The sequence below is a fragment of the Hymenobacter bucti genome (assembly GCF_042681145.1).
Taxonomy (GTDB): Bacteria; Bacteroidota; Bacteroidia; order Cytophagales; family Hymenobacteraceae; genus Hymenobacter; species Hymenobacter bucti.
The window spans coordinates 1,043,780-1,063,158 of sequence record NZ_JBHUFD010000003.1 but is presented as its reverse complement, the minus strand read 5'-3'; the positions used below and the strand labels follow the sequence as shown (position 1 = coordinate 1,063,158).

Here is a 19,379-nt window from a genome sequence, read left to right as displayed (position 1 = left end):
TGTTGCAAATATTGACACTAAAAATGTTTGTTTAGTACTTAAACGAGCAAAATAGTTTTTATTTTACCTAAAACATTCGTTTACTTTGCCGCAGGCTTACGGCCCCAGTTGGAAAAAGCGGTTGCACCACCACGCGCGTCCTAGCGCTCCCACCCCTATGATTTTGATAGCAGATGGCGGCTCCACCAAGACTACTTGGTGTTTGGTTGATGGCGACGGCGCGCGCTCCTTTTTTCACACGGAGGGCTACAACCCGGAGTTCATCAGCACGGCGGGCATCGTGGCTTCGCTGCGCCAAAACCTGCCGGCTACGCTCGTTCCGGCGGCCATCGCCGAGGTGAATTACTACGGCGCCAGCGTGGTATCGCCGCTGCAAGTAGCCACGGTGGCCGAGGCCATGCGAACGGTTTTTAGCCAAGCCCAGGTGTTCGTGGGGCACGACTTACTGGCGGCGGCGCGGGCGCTGCTGGGCCGGCAGCCGGGGTTCGCGGCCATCCTGGGCACGGGCACCAACTCGTGCGTGTATGATGGCGAGCGCATCGCGCACAACGTGGATTCGCTAGGGTACTTTTTGGGCGACGAGGGCAGCGGGGCCTTCCTGGGCAAGGCGCTGCTGAGCGACTACCTACGCGGGCAAATGCCGCCGGAATTGGAGGCGAGCTTTCACCGCACTTACGGCCTGGAGCGGGACGCCATTTTCGACCGCCTCTACAACCAGCCCTTCCCGAATCGCTTCATCGCCAGCTTCGCCAAGTTTGCCGCCGACCATTACCAGGCGAGCTACTGCCAGCAGCTGGTGGCCGAGTCCTTCGACGCGTTTTTCCGCAAGATTATCAGCAAGTACCCGGCTTACCAGACGCATACTTTCAACTGCGTGGGGTCGGTGGGCTATCATTTCCGCGACGCGCTAGCTCAGGCCGCCACCGCGCACGGTATGGCGGTCGGCAAAATCATCTGCGCGCCCATCGACGACCTGGTTTCCTACCACCTGGCCGCGGCCCGCTAGGCGGTGCTTCATCCCGGTTTTATTCTCTTTTTCCCACCCTTTCCCGCGGCTCACGATGCGTTTTTCTACACTCATTTTCGGAGGTGCGCGGCGCGCGCTGCTGGTGGCCGGTGGCCTGCTGATGGCCTCGACCGCCTTTGGCCAGAATAAGTACCAGGTAGCGGGCGAGGCAATTCTCGACAAGCTCAATACCAAGTTCTACAACGCCAGCAAGCAGCTGTACGTGGAGCAGATTGATGGCAACGAGAACGTCATTTTGGAGCGCGGCGGCGCGAGCTACGTGTGGCCCGCCTCGCACATGCTGCGGGCGCTGCGCTACGGCGCGCTCGCCAACCCGGCCAAGTACACGGCGCGGCTCAAGTCCTACGCCTACGCCCTCGACCAGTACCGGCAAAACGGCAAATACGCCTCCGACATCGTGCCCGGCGCCGACCCGCTCTACGATGACAATGCCATCGTGGGGCTGGCTTTGATGGATATTTACCAACAGGTGCTGCCCACCGAAACCGGCATTTACGACCGCTCGCTCATCGGCCTCAACTACTGCCTCGGCGCGCGCGACGCCAACTGGGGCGTGCCGCAAAAAGAGTCGGAGCTGGGCTGGGGCAAGTTCTATTCGCAGGCCACCATCTTGCCGGCGCTTCACTGCGCCCTGATTGCGAAGAACAGCCCCGACCCCAACTACCTGGCCATCGCCAAGCGCTACTACGAACTCATCAACGATGTAAACTGGAAGCTGCGCGACGGCAGCACCAACCTGCTCAACCAGTTCTCTTTCAATAATAACGGCGCCTGGAGCCTGACCGGCCACGGCGAAAACGGCGCCGGCTACCGCGCCTACCAAACCACGCCCAACATCCAGCTGGCGCTGCGGCTCTACCAGCGCACCGGCGACAGCCGCTACCTCGATGACGCTACAGTTATGGCCAACGCCTGCCTCAAGCAGTGGTACGTACCGGGCAAAGGCGTGAGCGAAATCTCCTTCTGGGGCGGTAGTGACCTAGTCGAAATGCTGGTCGATTTCTACGAAGTAGACCACAACCCCAAATGGCTCGATGCGGCGCGCAACATCGTGGATTACCTCATCGATTACGGCCGCGACCAGTTGGGCTACTACCCCGGCACCTACAGCGACGCCGACGGCACCTGGAATCTCGACCGCCGCTACCTCTTCCCAGCTTCGGTACAGATGATGGGGCAGGCCTGCGCGGCAGCGGCTATTTTGCGGGTAGCACAGGTAACCAGCACGCCGCTATCCACTACTAACTCCGTGGCTTCGAAAGCTGCCGACTTGTATCCCAACCCGGCAGCTAATCGCTTGACGCTGCAAGCCAACCGCAAGCCGGCAACTGGCAAAATCACGGTAGTAAATGCCCTAGGGCAGACGGTACTGATAACCACCGCCCCAGCCACGGGGCTCGATGTTTCAGCGCTGGCGCCCGGCGTTTACACCGTGTCTTGGCTCGATGGTGCGCAACGCGTCACGAAGCGCTTTGTGAAGCAGGCCGACTAGCGGCCTAAGTACCCGGTGCCCTTGGCTGCCGCGGCTTCGAAATAGCCGACGAAAGGCGTCTACACAATTAGTAGCCAGGCGATTGTCATTGCGAGCGCAGCGAAGCAATCTTTCCTTCACGCTTAGTTAGTGTCAGCAGACAACAAGGAAAGATTGCTTCGCTGCGCTCGCAATGACAGCCGGTTTTTAGCGACGGTCCAGGCAAGGCAACCTAGGCGCCCTGATAATCTCCGTAAATCAATTTCTTCGATAAGATGCCGTTTACTAACCCGCGTATTCGCTATCTGCTCACGCTTCTTGCGTTGGGTGTTTTCTCTTGCGCCAAGGTGGTGCCCGGCGGCCCATCCGGCCATGTCGCAAGCGGACCGGGGCAGCACGTGAACCCGCTCATCGGCACGGCGGCTTTCACCGACCCCAAGCTGGTGGGCTACGTGGCGCCGCCCGACTGGCACGGCGTATGGGCCGGGCTGGCGTTTCCGGGCAGTGCCCTGCCCAATGCCATGGTACAGCTGAGCCCCATCACGGAGTTCAATACCGGCTCGGGCTACCAGTACGAAGACTCGGTAATTCAAGCCTTTGCCCACACCAACAAAGGCCACTGGAACCTGTGCCACCTGCCCATATTGCCCGTAGTGGGCGCGGCCGATGCCAGCGGCAAGTACGCCTCCCACTTTTCGCACGCCACCGAAACGGCGGCGCCGGGCTACTACGGCGTGACGTTGAAGGATTACAACGTGCGGGTCCGACTGACCTCGACCCTGCGCTGCGGCCTGCACCAGTACTACTACGCCCAGCCACAAGACCGCAGTATCGTGTTCAAGCTGGGCCGCTCGAATGAGAACGTGAACGACTGGACCATCGAAAAAGTGGGACCTAGGGCCGTGCAGGGCTTCCAGAAAACCGGCGAGCAAACCGCTTATTTCTACGCCCAGCTCAGCGCGGATATTCAAGATATTGCTATCCAAAATAAAGGCAAAAGGGAAGGCCTAGCTGTGGTGCGCCTGGCCAACGGCGACCGCCAGCCCGTGGAACTGCGCCTCGGCCTCTCGTTTGTGAGCATCCAGAATGCCCAGCAGAACTTAGCTAAGGAGCTGGGCAGCCGCTCGTTTGAAGAGGTGCAGCGCGCGGCCGCCGCCACCTGGAACCAGCTGCTGACCCGCGTAGCCGTGAAGGGCGGCACGGCGCAGCAGCAAACCATGTTTTACACCTGCCTCTACCGCTCCTTTCTGTGGCCCGCCCTGCGCAGCGACACCAACGGCGAATACAGCGACGTGAAAGGCAAGGTGTGCAAGGCCGATTTTCAATATTATACCTTACCCTCGCTCTGGGACACCTACCGCAACAAAGATGTGCTGATGAGTATGTTGGCGCCGGGCGTCACGGCCGACATCATCAAATCGATGCAGGACATTGGGGATAAGACTGGCTTCATCCCGACCTTTTTCCACGGCGACCACGCCGCGTCGTTCGTGGCGGGAGCCTACCAGCGCGGCGTCACCAATTTCGACGTGCAGGACGTGTACCGCCTGCTGCTGCGCAACGCCAACGTGGAGGGCGGCACCCGGCCCCACATCAAGGAGTACATCCAAAACGGCTACGTGGCCACCACCGAAGTAGCCGCGCCCAACGTGGAAACGCCCGGTAGCGCCGGCGTGTCGAAAACCCTGGAATACGCCTACGACGACTACGCCGTGGCCCAGCTCGCCCAGGTCTTGCACGACACGGCCCAGTACCGCACCATGATGACGCGCGCCAAAAACTACCGCAACGTGTTCGACCCCGGCACCAAGTTCATGCGTGGTCGGCAAGCCAACGGGCAGTGGGTCAAAAACTTCAATCCGCAGTACCCCTACTACGAGTACATGTACCGGGAAGCCAACGCCTGGCAGGTATCCTTCTTCGCACCCCACGACATGCCGGGCCTGGTGGCGCTCTACGGCGGCGCGCAGCCCTTTGAAGCCAAGCTCGATTCCCTCTTTACCGTGCCCTGGAACCCGGCCTACATTGCCCGCAACGTGTCGGGCTTCATCGGCCAGTATTGCCACGGCAACCAGCCCGACCACGAGACGCCGTTCGCCTACTACTACGTAGGCAAGCCGGAGAAAACGCAGCGCCGGCTCGATGAAATCATGGCCAAGTTCTACAACACTGGCGAAAAGGGCCTCGCCTTTTCGGGCATGGACGACGCGGGCGAGATGTCGGCCTGGTACGTTTTCAGCGCCGCCGGCCTCTACCCCCTCTCGGCCGCCGATGCGCGCTACGTGGTCACGGTGCCCCTTTTTGATGAAGTGCGCTGGACGATGCCCAACGGCAAAGTGCTGACGGTGAAGAAATCAGGAGCGGGCCGCAACTTGAGCGCCATCCGGGTGAATGGCGCCACCAACCCCGGGTACTTCGTGCCCCACCAGCTGTTTAGCACTGGTGGCCAGGTAGAAGTCGTGGGGAAGTAACCTAAGGTGCGGGGTGCTGCGGAGGGCTGCTTTGCTCCCGTAAGCTTGCGTGTTTGGCGGCTGGCGCTAGTATCGTAGCGCCAGCAATGTGCTAGTAGCTAGCTGTATAAGTTATCTCGAAGTGGTTATTAATAGTGTTTCGGCTTGCGCAAAGCGGCGGGGTGGGGTAGGAGCCGCTGGTACCCGCCGGGCCGCCAGCTAGGGTATTTTTGCGGCCCGGCGGGTAGCCCAAACTTTTTATGTCTGCGCGCGCCAGGTGCCTTAGTTCGTGGGCTGAAAGGCTGCGATACGGCACTCTAAACACCAAAAATGCTCTCTAAGCGCCGCCCTAGGTGCCTTATCAACTTAGCTAAAGATAAAAAAATCTTCGTTACTGTCAAGGTTACGCCGGATATTCGCCCAGCCTCGGCCCGCTGGCAAATCCACCCTTGATTGTCGACTATAAATGTCTCCCACCGAAGAAACAGCGCTGCTCTGGAGCTTATTTAAGCGCGGCGACTGGGGGGCGTACACCAAATTATACAATCAAAATACCAAGCTCCTGCTCAACTACGGCCACAAGTTCACCCGCGACCAGGCGCTGATTGAGGACGCCGTGCACGACCTGTTCATCCGGCTCTGGACCAGCCGCGCCACCCTAGGCACGCCGCTGTCGGTGAAGAACTATTTGTATAAAGCCCTGCGCAGCATCCTGTTCCGCAAGTTGGAAGCCCGGGCGCGCTTCACCGAAATAACTGAGGCCGACCCCCTAGGATTCGAGGTTTCCTTCGACCAGGTCGTCATTGCCAGCGAAGAGGAGCGGGCATTGCAAACCAAAATCAAGGCCGCCATCGGCACGCTGCCCGCGCGCCAGCAGGAAATCGTGTATCTGCGCTTCTACGAAGGCTTCGGCTACCCCGAAATTGCTGATATCATGGATATTACGGTAGCTTCGACCTATAAGCTGCTTTACAAAGCTTTGCACAACGTGGAGGTTGTTTTTACGGCATCCAACGGGGGAGCGGCGCGCAATAGAAATTAATTTGAAAAGAATTTCTTAACGAAGGGATAATCGGGGTAGGCTGGGTCTAGTAGGAAGTGAATAACCCGCTTACCCAATGGATTTTGCCAAGTACGCCGCCTACCGCGTCACGGATTTTTTAGCAGACGACGACTTCATCGACGGCGTGCTCCAGCCCACGGCGCAGACTGCGCTTTTCTGGAGCCGGCTGGCCGAGCGCTACCCCGCCCAGCAAGCCAACCTCGCCCAGGCCGCCGCTATCCTGCGCAGCTACCGGCAGCAAGACACTTTTGCGGACGCTACCATCCAGGACGAACTCTGGCAGCGCATTGCGGCCGAGGTAGGCCCCGCTATGCTGGTGGCCGCCCGGCTGCGGGCGCGGCGCTGGCCCACGGTGCTGCGCGTGGCCGCGGCCGTAATTCCGCTCGGAGTGGGCTCGTTTGCTTTCTGGTACAGCCAGGACCAGCAGGTGCGCACGGCCTACGGCGAGATTAAAACCGTGGACCTGGCCGACGGCACCCAGGTGGTGCTGAATGGCAATTCGTCCTTGACGTACCAGCGCGGCTGGGGGCACCGCACCCGCCAGGTGTGGCTGCGGGGCGAGGGCTTTTTCCGGGTGGCGCACCTCAACCAGGACACCGCCCAGGTGCAGCCCGGCGAGCGCTTCGTGGTGCACTGCCGCGGCCTGAACGTGGAAGTCCTAGGTACCACTTTCAACGTCAACGACCGGCCCGGCAAGGTGAACGTGGGCCTGGTGACCGGTAAAATTCGCCTCACCACCGCGCTCCCCAACCAACCGCCCACCGCCCTAACCCTGGCGCCGGGCGACTACGTGGAGTACGCCGCGCGCCGCATCTCGGCGCCCCGCCGGCTGGCTCACCCCGAGCACCTCACGACCTGGTCGCGGCGCCAGTTCAGCTTCACGAATGCCCGCCTAGGCGACATCCTGAAGACGCTACAAGACGCTTATGGCTATCAGGTTACCTACGCGCACCCGGAGGCGGCCAACTTGCAAATCGAGGGCGAAATTAACGTGGCGGGCGTAGCTGAGCTGCTCGAAACTGTCTCGGCGTCGCTGCACGTGCGCATCGCGCAGCAGGGCCACCACCTCGTCGTCAACTAACTTTTTTACTCCCCATTTTTAACTGTAAAACGCATGAGAAAACTCGACTCTACTAGCTGTTTAAAATGGGGGGCGCTGCTGCTGCTGCAACTACCCGCGCTGCCGGGCGCGGCGCAGTGGGCCCTGGCCAGCAAGTCCAGCACTCAAAACCTGGCCTACGCGAAGCGCTCGCCCCAGGCCCTGCCCGCCGCCAAAACCTCGCTCAAAGAAGCAGTGGACCAGCTCAAGCGGCAGTACAACGTGCGGATTGCCTTCCGCGAGGGCTTGCTCAACGACAAGTTTGTGGCGGCGGCCGACAACTCCGCCACCGGCCTCGAAAGCAACCTAGGGCAGCTGCTGCCAGCCTTTGGCCTAGGTTTCAAGCGGATAACGGCCCAACAGTACGTCATTTATGCGGCGGCCAGCGCGCCCGCGCCCGGCGACCATATCCGGGGCCGGGTGGTATTTGCCGAGGACGGTACCGCCGTGCCGGGCGCCTCGGTGGTGCTGAAGGGCAATGCCCAGGTGGGCGCCTCGACTGACGCCGACGGCAACTTCGACCTGAAAATTCCGGATGCCAACGACAGGCAGCCCGTGACGCTGGTGGTCTCGTTTGTGGGGTACAGCGCCACGGAGGTGGTCGTGACCAACCGCAGCGCGCCGCTCACGGTGAAGCTCGCCAAGAGCGACCAGGCGCTGGATGAGGTAGTGGTTACCGCCCTGGGTATCAACAAGCAAAAGCGGGCCCTAGGCTACGCCGTGACCGAAATCAAGGGCGAGGACCTAACTCAGGCCCGCGAAAACAACGTGGCTAACGCCCTCACTGGTAAGGTGGCCGGGGTAAACGTATCCGGCCTCTCGACGGGCCCCGGCGGGTCGAGCCGCGTCATTATTCGCGGCAACGGCTCGCTCTCGGGTTCGGCCAACAACCAGCCGCTGTACGTGGTCAACGGCATGCCCATCGACAACTCGGTGCCGGGCCTGGCGCCCACCGCCGGCGGCGGCGGCAGCAACGTGGACCGCGGCGACGGCATTGCCAGCATTAACCCTGATGACATTGAGTCGATTACGGTGCTCAAGGGCGGCACGGCGGCGGCCCTCTACGGCTCGCGCGGGGGCAATGGCGTTATCCTCATCACCACCAAAAAGGGCCGCGCGCAGCAGGGCATTGGGGTGGAGTACAACGGCACGTTTACTGCGGAGTCGATTTCGGTACTACCTGATTTTCAGTATGAGTACGGGCAGGGCGACGGTGGCGTGAAACCCACTACGCTGGCCGCGGCCCAGGCCACCGGGCGTCGGTCGTGGGGCTCGCGCATCGACGGCTCGACCGACTACGTGGGCGTCGATGGCCAGACCCACCCCTACGTGGCCCAGAAAAACAACCTCAAGAACTTCTACCAGTTGGGGCACACGGCTACCAATACCGTGGCGTTTTCGGGCGGTACGGAGGCCATTAACTACCGGTTTTCGGTGGCCGATTTGAACAGTATCGGCATTTTGCCCGGCACCCGCTACAACCGCAAAACGGCCAACCTGAACCTGAGCGGCAAGCTGAGCCCGCGCCTGAGCTTCGAAGCCCTGGCGCAGTACAACCTGGAGGTGGGCCGCAACCGCCCCAGCGCTGGCGATGCCACGGCCAACCCCAACTGGTCGCCCTACATGATTGCCAACACCGCCGATGTGCGCTGGCTAGACCCCGGCTCCAACGCCAGCGGCAACGAAACCGTGTGGAACGACGCCAGCGTGGCCACCAACGGCTACTTCGTCATCAATAAATTTCAGCAGAACGACCGCAAAAACCGCTTCATCGGGCAGGGCTCGGTGAGCTACGAGCTGTTTCCGAGCCTGGTCGTGAAGGGCGTGGTCAGCCAGGACCACTACGACTACGACTTCTCGCACATCACGCCCACCGGCACGCTGTACGCCCTCACCGGACAGTATGTGGGCATCAAATCGGACGTGACGGAGCTTAACGGGTTGCTGACCGCGACCTACAACAAGCAGTTTAAGAACTTCGGCCTCACCGTATTGGGCGGGGCCAACCGGCGGCATTCGGAGCTCAATGAGCTCGACCAGTTTGGAGTGGGCTTCACGGTGCCGTACTTCTACAGCTACAACAACCTAGGGTCGAGCACCACGCAGGCGCTCTCGTCGCGGCAGGAAGTGAACTCGGTGTTCGGCTCGGCCGATTTTAACTACAAGAGCCTGTTTTACCTGACGGTAGCCGGCCGCAACGACTGGTACTCGACCCTGAGCCCGGCCAACAACAGCCAATTCTACCCCAGCGTCAACGGCAGCTTCATCCTCTCGGATGCCATCAAAATGCCGGCGGCCATCAACCTGATAAAGCTCAAGGGCGCTTTTGCGCAGGTGGGCCAGGGCGCCCCCGACCCCTACGCCGTGAACCTCACCTACAGCAACGTGGCCAGCTCGGGCCAGCCGCTGCAAAACGTGAGCAGCAACACCGCCGGCTCGGGCATCTCGGGCATCACCAATGCCAACCTAGGGCCGGTGCTCTCGACCACTTCGGAGGGCGGCATCGAGGGCCAGTTTTTCGGCAACCGCCTGAGCTTTGACCTGACCTACTATAACCGGCTGACCGACCGGGACATTGTTAATTCAACCATCAGCCCCACCTCGGGCTACAACAGCGTGTACCTGAACGCGGGCCGGGTGCGCAACCGCGGCGTGGAGTTCCTGATAAGCGGCACGCCGGTGAAAACCTCGTCCTTTTCGTGGAACGCCAGCTACAACGTGGCCTACAACGACAACCGGGTGCTGAGCCTGGCCGACGGTATTTCGTCCATCAACCTGACCTCGACGGTGGGTAACTGGGCCTATATCAACAACATCGTGGGCGAGTCGGCCTTCGAGATTGTGGGCACCCGCATCCTGAAAGACGCTCAGGGCAACACCGTGTACAACGCCACCAGCGGCTTTCCGGTGGCCACCGGCTTGCAGCCGCTGGGCAAGAGCGTGGCCCCGCTCACGATGGGCTTCAGCAACGATTTTCGCTACAAGCGCTTCTCGCTGAACGTGCTGCTCGATGGCAAGTTTGGCAATAAGGTCTTCTCCATCAGCGAGGTGTACGAAACGCGCCTAGGGCTGCTGAAGTCGACCTTGCCGGGCCGCGAGGCGGGCCTGCGCCTGCAGGGCGTGACCCAGACCGGCGATGTCTACGACCGCACGGTGCCCGTGAGCGGGCTGCGCCTTTACTACGACAACTACAAGAACTACTCGGAGCTCTTTCTGCACGACGGCAGCTTCATCAAGCTGCGCCAGGTGATTTTTACCTACAACCTGCCGGCCTTTCACATCAGCTCCTTCAAGCTGCAATCGGCCACCATCGGCTTCGTGGCCCGCAACCTGGTCACGCTGCTGCGGCACACCGACTTCGACCCCGAGCAAAGCTTCAGCAACAGCAACTACCAGGGCTTGGAGTCCATTGGCCTGCCCCGCACCCGGTCGTACGGCGTGAACCTATCCGTCAAATTCTAACTCCCGCCGAACGTTATGAACAAGTTTTTATCGAAGTGTAAGCTGCTCGCTGGGTTCGGAATGGTGGCGCTCACCGCCGCCAGCGGGTGTACTAAGGATTTTGCCGAGATTAATACGAACCCCAACGCGGTGAGCACGCTCACGCCGGAGTTCCTGTTTACCAAGGCCGAGTACGACGGGGTGTCCAACACGCTGTTTTTGCTGCTGGGCACCATGCAGTACACCACCAGCTTCAACGACGTGGCGGGCTTCGGCTCGAAGTACATTGCCAGCCAGGTCAACAGCTCGTCGTCGTCGTTTAGCAGCGCCTACCCCGGTGCGCTCAATGAGTTGTCGCTGATTATCAACGCCGTGAAGGACGACCCCACCAGGGTGAACCTGCTGGCCGAGGCCCGCATTTGGCGGGTGTACTGCTACAGCCGCCTCACCGACGTGTACGGCGACATTCCGTATTCGCAGGCCACGTCGGGCTACACCAGCAATCTGTTTACCCCGGCCTACGACGCGCAGAAGGACATCTACGCTGATATGCTGAAGGAGCTCGACGAGGCCGCCCAGAGCCTGGACCCGGCCAAGGCCACCTACGGCGCCTCCGACCTCATCTACAACGGTAATACCACGCAGTGGAAGAAACTGGCCTACTCGCTGATGCTGCGCCTAGGGATGCGCCTGACCAAGGTGGACCCGGCCAGCGCCCAAACCTGGGCCACCAAGGCCCTGGCCGGTGGCGTCATCACGGCCGATGGGGACATTGCCAAGGTCACCTACCTGTCCAGCGGCCAGATTATCAACCAGAACCCGCTGGCCTACCAGCTTTACAACCAGGACTATATTGCGGCCAACGGCAGCACCAACCAGGAGGGCGGCAAGTACCAGGATGTCTTCATCAACTACCTCAAGCAAAACCGCGACCCGCGCCTAGGGGTCGTGTCGGTGGTGTACACGGGCGGCTCGCCCAACGTCACGGACACCACCTTTGCCAAGCAGCAGGGCATGCCGGCCAACCTCAGCGCCAAGCCCGCCAACTTCGCCCAGCTCAGCGAGCCTAACCCCCGGACCGTGCTGCTGCGCGGCTCGCCCTTCCTGGTGTTCACGGCGGCCGAGTCGTACTTTCTGCAAACCGAGGCCACGCTGCGGGGCTGGTCGAGCAGCACGCCGGCGGCTACGCTGTACGCCAATGGCGTGAGCGCGGGCCTGCGCCAGTGGAGCCTCATCAGCGCCAGCGATGGCACGATTCCCACCGCCAAAATCAACGCCTACGTCGCCAGAAACCCGCTGGTGACGGGTAGCCTGGCCCAGCAGATGCAGCAGATTTACACGCAGTTCTGGGTCGCCATCTTCCCCGATGCGCAGGAAACTTTCGCCAGCTACCGCCGCACCGGCTACCCCGCCCTCACGCCCAACAATTACCCCGGCAACGCCACCGGCGGGCAGTTTCCGCGCCGCTTTCTCTACCCGCTCTCCGAGCAGAACCTGAATGCGACTTCCTACGCGGCCGCTATCACCCGCCAGGGCCCCGATAACCTGCTGACCCGCGTGTACTGGGACAAGCAATAGTGCTTCGTAGGGTGCGGGGCTGGCCCCCGCCCGGCGTTGCTGAGCAAGGTATCTCTGAACAACGCCGGGCGGGGGCCAGCCCCGCGCCCTACTGCATGACCAACATCATTAATTAGGCCCTAGGGCCGCCAGCTATTTTTCTGTTTTCTTGATGCCCACCAAACTACTTGCTGTCCTGGCTTTTCTGCTGTGCTGCCAAGCCGCGCGTGCCCAAAACGACGTGGTGAACGACGACGAGAAAAGCAGCTTTAACCTCAACAAACCCGAGCGCGAGCAGTGGCTGAAAAATACCGGCGCCGGCCTGTTCATCCACTTTAGCGTGGATGCGCAACTGGGCGTGGTCATCAGCCATTCGCTGGTGGGCGCTTCGGACGACTACGTGGAGCGCTTTTTCACCGAACTGCCCAAGACGTTCAACCCCGACAAGTTTAACCCCCGCGAAATCGCCGAGCTGGCCAAGCTGGCGGGCATGAAATACATTGTGTTTACCACCAAGCATCACTCGGGCTTTTGCATGTGGGACACCAAGACGACGGACTTCAACATCACTAAAACGCCCTATAAGAAGGATTTGCTGAGAGAATTTGTGGACGCCACCCGCGCCGCGGGCCTGGACGTGGGCCTGTACTTTTCGCCCGAGGACTTCAACTTTTTGCACGCCAATCACCTGCCCATCACCCGCGACAACGTGAAGCTGGACGCGGCCCTGACCCAGAAATACAACGACTACAACCGCCGGCAGTGCGAGGAGCTGATGACCAACTACGGCAAAATCGACGTGTTTTTTATCGACGGCGAGCCCAAGGAAGTCGTCAAGCAAACCTGCTGGAAAATCCAACCCAACCTGCTCATCACCCGCGGCGCCATCAAAACGCCCGAGCAAACGTTGCCGGGTACGCCCATTACCCAGCCCTGGCTGTCGCCCATTACCATCGGCACGGCTTGGCAGTACCAGCCTACCAATGAGCGCTATAAGTCGGGTACCCAGCTCATCGACTTGCTCATTGAGGCCCGCTCGAAGGGCGGCTCGCTGCTGCTCAACGTGGGCCCCAAGCCCAACGGCGCGCTGCCCGAGCCCCAGGAAGACCGCCTGCGCGAAATGGCCGCCTGGTACTTTCTCAACCACGAGTGCATCGACAGCGTCCGTAGCTGGGTGATAAACAAGGAAAACAACGTACTCTTCACCGCCAAAGGCAAGGACCTGTACGCCATCGTGACGGAGGTGCCCGACTGGAAGGAGGGCGAGCGCCGCAGCTTCACGCTGCACTCGGTGCGCGCGCAGCCCAACACGGCGGTGAGTGTGCTGGGCCAGAATAGCCGAATAATGGAGTACAAGCCCAACGCCGACGTGCGCTGTACCTACCAGCAAACGGCGGCTGGCCTCACCGTATCAGTCGTAAAAGCGCAGCGCATCTACGACGACCACCGCTGGCCCAACGCCGTGGTTATCAAGCTCACCAACGTGCAGCCCGCCATGGCCGAAGCCGTGACGGTAGAAACCACCGCCGCCAAAGCCACCGCCGCCAGTACCCAACTCAGCGGCCGCCTCTACAACTTCAAAAACAAAAGCATAACCCGCGCCCGCTTCGCCTACCGGCCCTACCGCGGCCGGGTCGAAACCCTGTACGCCGACCCGTGGCAGTACTCAGCCTGGGTGCCCGTGGGCGCCGATGGCCGCTTTAGTGGGCCAGTAAAACCGCCGAAAGGCTCCTTTGAATATAAGGCCGTGGCCGAGCAGAGCGGCGTGGCGGTGGAAGGTGACACCAAGTTGGTGAATTAAGGGCAGTTTAGGTAATTACTCAAAATATGTTTGTCATGCTGAGCGAAGCCGAAGCATGACACGCAAATAATGTGTCCCAATAATTAAAGCTTTGCACCAAAAGACAGACCTGATATTCTTGCTACGAATTACGCTGTGCCTGGTGCTGCTGGGCACCGGCCTAGGGCAGGAGGGTAGGGCGCAGGCCCTAGGTACTCCGCCACCGATTATTCCGCAGCCGGTGCAAGTGCGCATGGGCGGCGCGCCCTTCGTGCTGACGAGCCGCACCGCAGTGCACACCGGGCCGGGCCTGACGCCGGGGGCGGCCACGCTGTTTCGGCAGTACGTGCGCACCGTGGGTCACCTCGCGCTCAGCCAAACTAGCGCAGCTGGCGAGGCTGTCGATGCCATTTATCTACGGTTAGACTCCCAGGCGGTGACGCATCCGGAGGGTTATCGGCTAGTGGTGGCGCCCCACCGCATCACGGTGACGGGGCACGACGAGGCGGGCGTTTTTTACGGCCTGCAAAGCCTGAGCCAGCTGCTGCCGGCGGGCACTGGCGGGGCGCTGCGCGTGCCGGGCTGCGTGGTGGAGGACTACCCTAGGTTTGGCTACCGCGGCATGCACCTCGACGTGAGCCGCCATCTATTTCCGGTGCCGGTGCTGAAGAAGTGGCTGGATGTGCTGGCGTTTTACAAAATCAATACCCTGCACTGGCACCTCACCGACGACCAGGGCTGGCGCATCGAAATCAAGCAATACCCGCGCCTACAAAGCGTGGCAGCCTACCGCAATGAAACCCTCATTGGCCACAAAAAGGAGCTGCCGCACCGTTTCGACGGCCGGCGCTACGGTGGCTACTACACCCAGGCCGAAGCCCGCGACCTGGTGCGCTACGCCGCCGCGCGCCACATCACGGTAATCCCCGAAATCGAGATGCCGGGGCACGCGCTGGCGGCGCTGGCCGCCTACCCGGCCCTGGGCTGCACCGGCGGGCCGTACCAAACCGCCACGTTTTGGGGCGTGTTTGACGACGTGTTTTGCGCCGGCAACGAGGCTACGTTCAGCTTCTTGGAGAATGTGCTAGACGAGGTGGCGGCCATCTTCCCCTCGCGCTACCTGCACATCGGCGGTGATGAGTGCCCCAAGGTGCGCTGGCAGGCCTGCCCCAAGTGCCAGGCCCGCATGCAGGCCGAGCACCTGCCCGACGAGCGGGCGTTGCAGAGCTATTTCATCCGGCGCATTAGCCAGCACCTGGCCACCCAAAACAAGCAAATCATTGGCTGGGACGAGATTATGGAAGGCGGCCTGACGCCAGGCGCCACCGTGATGAGCTGGACCGGCGAGCAGGGGGGCATCGAAGCGGCCCGGCTGGGCCACCCCGCCATCATGACGCCCGAGAAATACGTTTACCTCGATTACTACCAGTCGCTGTATGCCGCCGATTCGCTGGCGGCTGGCGGCTACACGCCGCTCAGTAAAATCTACCAGTACGAGCCCGTGCCGGCCAGCCTCACCGCCGCCCAGGCCGGCTACGTACGCGGCGTGCAAGCCAACGTCTGGACGGAGTACATGCCCACTGTGCGCAAGGCGGAATACATGATTTTTCCGCGCCTGCTGGCCCTGGCCGAAATCGCCTGGTCGCCGAAAGCGGCGCGCAATCTGCCCTCCTTTCTGGCCCGCACCCGCACCCACGACCGGCAGCTACAAGCACTGGGCGTGGCGTCGGCCCGCAACTACGACGCGATAACGGACACGCTGCGCGCTGGCCGCGCTAACCTGCCCCTGCTCCAGCTTCGAACCAGCGCCCCGGCCGGCGAAATCCACTTCACCACCAACGGCCAGGAGCCCACCGCGCTGAGTCCGCGCTACCTAGGGCCCGTGCTGATTGAGCGCAGCTGCATGGTCAAGGCCGGGCTATTTGTGGGTGCGACCCGCACGCAGCCGCTCTATAGCAAGCAGTTTGATATCAACCTAGCCACTGGCAAACCGGTGACACTGGCTAGCCCACCGGCTGGCAACTACGCCCCGGCCAGCCCCTGGGGCCTCACCAACGGCGTAGCCGGCAGCCCGCGCTACAACGACGGGCAGTGGTTCGGCTTCAGCGGCACCGACCTGGGCGCCACCCTCGACCTAGGGGCCCCGCAGCGCATCAGCGCGCTGGGCACCAACGTGCTCAACTACCACTGGCAGAAAATGTGGGCCCCGACCGAGCTGGTGTTTTCGGTGTCCACCGACGGCGTGACTTATCAGGATGTGTATCGCCAAACCGACTTTCTAATCAACGGCATTAACCCGGTGCGGGCCCGCATTGCGCCGGTGCAGGCGCGCTACGTGCGCGTGCGGGGTGTGAACCAGGGCGTCATTCCGGCCGGGGAATACGGAGCGGGCGGCAAGGCTTGGCTGCTCCTTGACGAGCTACTCGTAAATTAAATTCTGCCGTGACCCTCGCCCTCGTTCTGCTGTGCATTGCCGGCCTCGTCGTTTTAATCTCCGTTGGCAAACTCAATGCGTTTGCGGCCTTTCTGCTCACGGCTTTCGCGGCGGGCGTGCTGCTCGGTATGCCGCTGGCGCAGATTCCGAAGTCGGTGGAAAAAGGCATTGGCGATACCCTGGGCGGGCTGGTACTCATTCTGTGCCTGGGGGCCGTGCTGGGCAAGCTGCTGGCCGAAAGCGGGGCCGCCCAGGTGCTGGCCGCCGCGCTCATGCGGGCGTTTGGGACGCGCTATATTCAGTGGGCTATGGTCGTGACGGGCTTCGTGGTAGGCATTCCGCTGTACTACGGGGTGGGGTTTGTGCTGCTGGTGCCGCTCATCTTTTCCATCGCGCACCGCTATAAATTGTCGGCCATTTACATCGGCCTGCCCATGCTGGCGGCGCTCTCGGTGACGCACGGGTTTCTGCCGCCGCACCCGTCGCCGGCGGCGCTGGTGGTGCAGTTCCACGCCAATATGGGACTGACGCTGCTCTACGGCCTGGCCGTGGCCGTGCCGACTATCGTGGTGGCCGGGCCGCTGTTTGCCCGCACCCTCAAGGGCTTAGCGGCGAGGCCCCTGCCCGCGTTTGCGGCGGCGCCCGCCCCGGCGGCCCTCGCCCCGAGCACGGGTAACAGCCTTTTTACGGCCCTGCTGCCCGTGCTGCTGCTCACACTGGCGGCCGGTTACCCTTTCTTAGCCGGGGGGCGGCTGCCCTACCAAGGGACCGTGGCCCTGGTGGGGCAGCCCTCGGTGGCCATGCTGCTGGCGGTGGCCTACGCCACCTATTCGGTGGGCCTGCGCCTGGGCAAAACTATGCCGCAGCTCATGGCCCTCTACGCCGAGGCCATCAAGGATATCAGCATGATATTGCTGATAATCGGGGCGTCCGGGGCACTCAAGCAGGTGCTGACCGACAGCGGGGCGAGCGCCGAGGTGGCCGCCCTGTTGCAGCACGTGGCCCTGCCGCCGCTGCTGCTGGGCTGGCTCATGGCCGCCGTGCTGCGAGCTTGCGTGGGCTCGGCCACGGTGGCGGGGCTCACCACGGCGGGCTTGGTGGCGCCGCTGCTGCTGCACACGCCTACCAACCCCAACCTCATGGTGCTGGCCGTGGGCGCGGGCAGTCTCATGTTTTCGCACGTCAACGATGCGGGCTTTTGGATGTTTAAAGAATACTTTAACCTCAGCGTGAAGGACACGCTCCGCTCCTGGTCCGTCATGGAAGCCCTGGTGGGGCTGATGGGCTTGGGCGGCGTGCTGCTACTCAACCATTTACTTACCTAGTTAACCACCATGCCTACTCCCGCCGAAAACTTCCTCCAAACCGGCCTGCGCCTGCCGCCCGCCCCCGCCCCCCTAGGTGTGTATAAGCCTTGCCTCATCGACGGCAAGTACCTCTACGTATCGGGCCACGGCCCCGTACAGGACGATAAAAGCCTGATAATCGGCCGCATTGGCGCCGACCTCGACCAGGAGGCCGGCAAGCTCGCCGCCCGCCAGGTGGGCCTCACCATCCTGGCCACCATCCAGGCCAACCTAGGTAGCCTCGACAAGGTCAAGCGCGTCATCAAGGTGCTGGGCATGGTCAACTGCACGCCCGATTTTGAGAAGCATCCCTACATCATCAACGGGTGCAGCGAACTTTTTGTGCAGGTGTGGGGCCCCGACCTCGGCGTGGGCGTGCGCAGCGCCGTGGGCTTCGGCTCGCTGCCCGATAACATTCCGGTGGAAATCGAGGCGCTGTTTGAGCTGGTGTAATTAGCTATTTTTCAAAACGTAGGGTGCGGGGCTGGCCCCCGCCCGGCGTTGTTGAGCAGGTGCATTCTCAACAACGCCGGGCGGGGGCCAGCCCCACACCCTACCTCTTCTATGATAAGTACCCCCGATAATTAATAGCCCTAATATGGAGGAGTGGTTCAATATCCTAAACGCGGAAACCCTCGACACGCCCGCCCTGGTCGTGTACCCTGACCAGGTGCAGCGCAACCTGGCGCAACTAACGGCCAGCATAGCCGACGTGGCCCGGCTGCGGCCGCACATAAAAACGCACAAAAGCGCGGAGGCCGTGCGGCTGACGCTGGCCGCTGGCATCACCAAGTTCAAATGCGCCACCATTGCCGAAGCTGAGCTACTGGGAGAGTGCCAAGCGCCCGACGTGCTGCTGGCCTACCAGCCCGTAGGCCCAAAAGCGCAGCGCTTTATTACCTTAATGGAGCGCTACCCCGCCACCCAATTTGCCTGTTTAGTTGACCACCTGACAACGGCAGAGCAGCTTAACGCGCTGGCCGCGGCGGCGAGCTTGGCAGTGCGGATGTTCATTGATTTGAACGTAGGCATGAACCGTTCGGGCATTGCTCCGGCCGCCGCCCTGGCCTTGTACCAGCAGTGCGCGGCTTTGCCCCATTTGGAAGTAATGGGGCTGCACGCCTACGATGGTCACATCCACGACGAAGACCTGGCCGTGCGCACCGCCCGCTGCCACGCCGCCTTTGCGCCGGTGGAGGCGCTGGCCGGGCAGCTGCGGGCAGCGGGGTTCAACCCAATTATCGTGGCGGGGGGCACGCCTACGTTTCCCGTGCACGCCGCGCGGGCCGGCGTGGAGTGCAGTCCCGGCACGTTTATTTACTGGGATGGCGGCTACGGCCGGGCGTATGCCGAGCAACCGTTTGAGCCCGCCGCGCTGGTGCTGAGCCGGGTGGTATCGCTGCCCGACGCCACCAAGCTCTGCCTCGACCTAGGGCACAAAGCCGTGGCCTCCGAGAGCACTTTGGATAAACGCGTCACCTTCCTCAACGCCCCAGAGTTACGGGTGGTGGGGCACAGTGAAGAGCACTTGGTGGTAGAGGCCGGCCCCGGCCACGGCTATCAGCTGGGCGACCTGCTCTACGGGCTGCCGCACCACATTTGCCCCACGGTGGCGCTCTATGAGCGGGCTGTTATCATTGAGAATCAGCGCGTAGCCGGCGAGTGGCCCACCCTGGCCCGCGCCCGCACCATCACTATCTAGCACCATTTA

At 61.9% G+C, this 19,379-nt stretch carries 12 protein-coding genes; all 12 read left to right on the top strand.

What is annotated here, in order from left to right; genetic code table 11:
* Positions 1-157 precede the first annotated feature (157 nt).
* Entirely contained in the window at positions 158-1,006 is an 849-nt protein-coding gene (locus tag ACFSDX_RS12130) for an N-acetylglucosamine kinase (RefSeq protein WP_382313727.1), read from the top strand.
* Between the two features lie 55 nt (positions 1,007-1,061).
* A complete protein-coding gene (locus ACFSDX_RS12125) occupies positions 1,062-2,519 on the top strand; it encodes a T9SS type A sorting domain-containing protein (protein WP_382313726.1) in 1,458 nt (485 codons plus the stop codon).
* Between the two features lie 254 nt (positions 2,520-2,773).
* Positions 2,774-4,969: a GH92 family glycosyl hydrolase gene (locus ACFSDX_RS12120; RefSeq protein WP_382313724.1), complete on the top strand. Its 2,196-nt coding sequence runs from the start codon at positions 2,774-2,776 to the stop codon at positions 4,967-4,969.
* 445 nt (positions 4,970-5,414) lie between these two features.
* Positions 5,415-5,990 (top strand): RNA polymerase sigma factor, encoded by a 576-nt coding sequence (locus tag ACFSDX_RS12115; RefSeq protein ID WP_382313722.1) that lies wholly within the window; start codon positions 5,415-5,417, stop codon positions 5,988-5,990.
* A 76-nt stretch (positions 5,991-6,066) separates the two neighbouring features.
* Positions 6,067-7,092, top strand: a complete 1,026-nt coding sequence (locus ACFSDX_RS12110) for a FecR family protein (RefSeq protein ID WP_382313719.1) — start codon at positions 6,067-6,069, stop codon at positions 7,090-7,092.
* 33 nt (positions 7,093-7,125) lie between these two features.
* On the top strand, positions 7,126-10,572 hold the full coding sequence (locus tag ACFSDX_RS12105; RefSeq protein ID WP_382313717.1) for a SusC/RagA family TonB-linked outer membrane protein: 3,447 nt from the start codon (positions 7,126-7,128) through the stop codon (positions 10,570-10,572).
* A gap of 15 nt (positions 10,573-10,587) precedes the next feature.
* Positions 10,588-12,129: a SusD/RagB family nutrient-binding outer membrane lipoprotein gene (locus ACFSDX_RS12100; RefSeq protein ID WP_382313714.1), complete on the top strand. Its 1,542-nt coding sequence runs from the start codon at positions 10,588-10,590 to the stop codon at positions 12,127-12,129.
* 151 nt (positions 12,130-12,280) lie between these two features.
* On the top strand, positions 12,281-13,909 hold the full coding sequence (locus tag ACFSDX_RS12095) for an alpha-L-fucosidase (RefSeq protein ID WP_382313712.1): 1,629 nt from the start codon (positions 12,281-12,283) through the stop codon (positions 13,907-13,909).
* A 91-nt stretch (positions 13,910-14,000) separates the two neighbouring features.
* A complete protein-coding gene (locus ACFSDX_RS12090; RefSeq protein ID WP_382313710.1) occupies positions 14,001-16,322 on the top strand; it encodes a glycoside hydrolase family 20 protein in 2,322 nt (773 codons plus the stop codon).
* A gap of 8 nt (positions 16,323-16,330) precedes the next feature.
* The gene (locus tag ACFSDX_RS12085; RefSeq protein WP_382313707.1) at positions 16,331-17,647 is read left to right on the top strand and encodes a gluconate:H+ symporter; all 1,317 of its coding nucleotides are present in this window, start codon (positions 16,331-16,333) and stop codon (positions 17,645-17,647) included.
* A 9-nt stretch (positions 17,648-17,656) separates the two neighbouring features.
* On the top strand, positions 17,657-18,121 hold the full coding sequence (locus ACFSDX_RS12080) for a RidA family protein (RefSeq protein ID WP_382313705.1): 465 nt from the start codon (positions 17,657-17,659) through the stop codon (positions 18,119-18,121).
* Positions 18,122-18,266: 145 nt separating this feature from the next.
* On the top strand, positions 18,267-19,370 hold the full coding sequence (locus ACFSDX_RS12075) for a D-TA family PLP-dependent enzyme (protein ID WP_382313703.1): 1,104 nt from the start codon (positions 18,267-18,269) through the stop codon (positions 19,368-19,370).
* Positions 19,371-19,379: the final 9 nt, after the last annotated feature.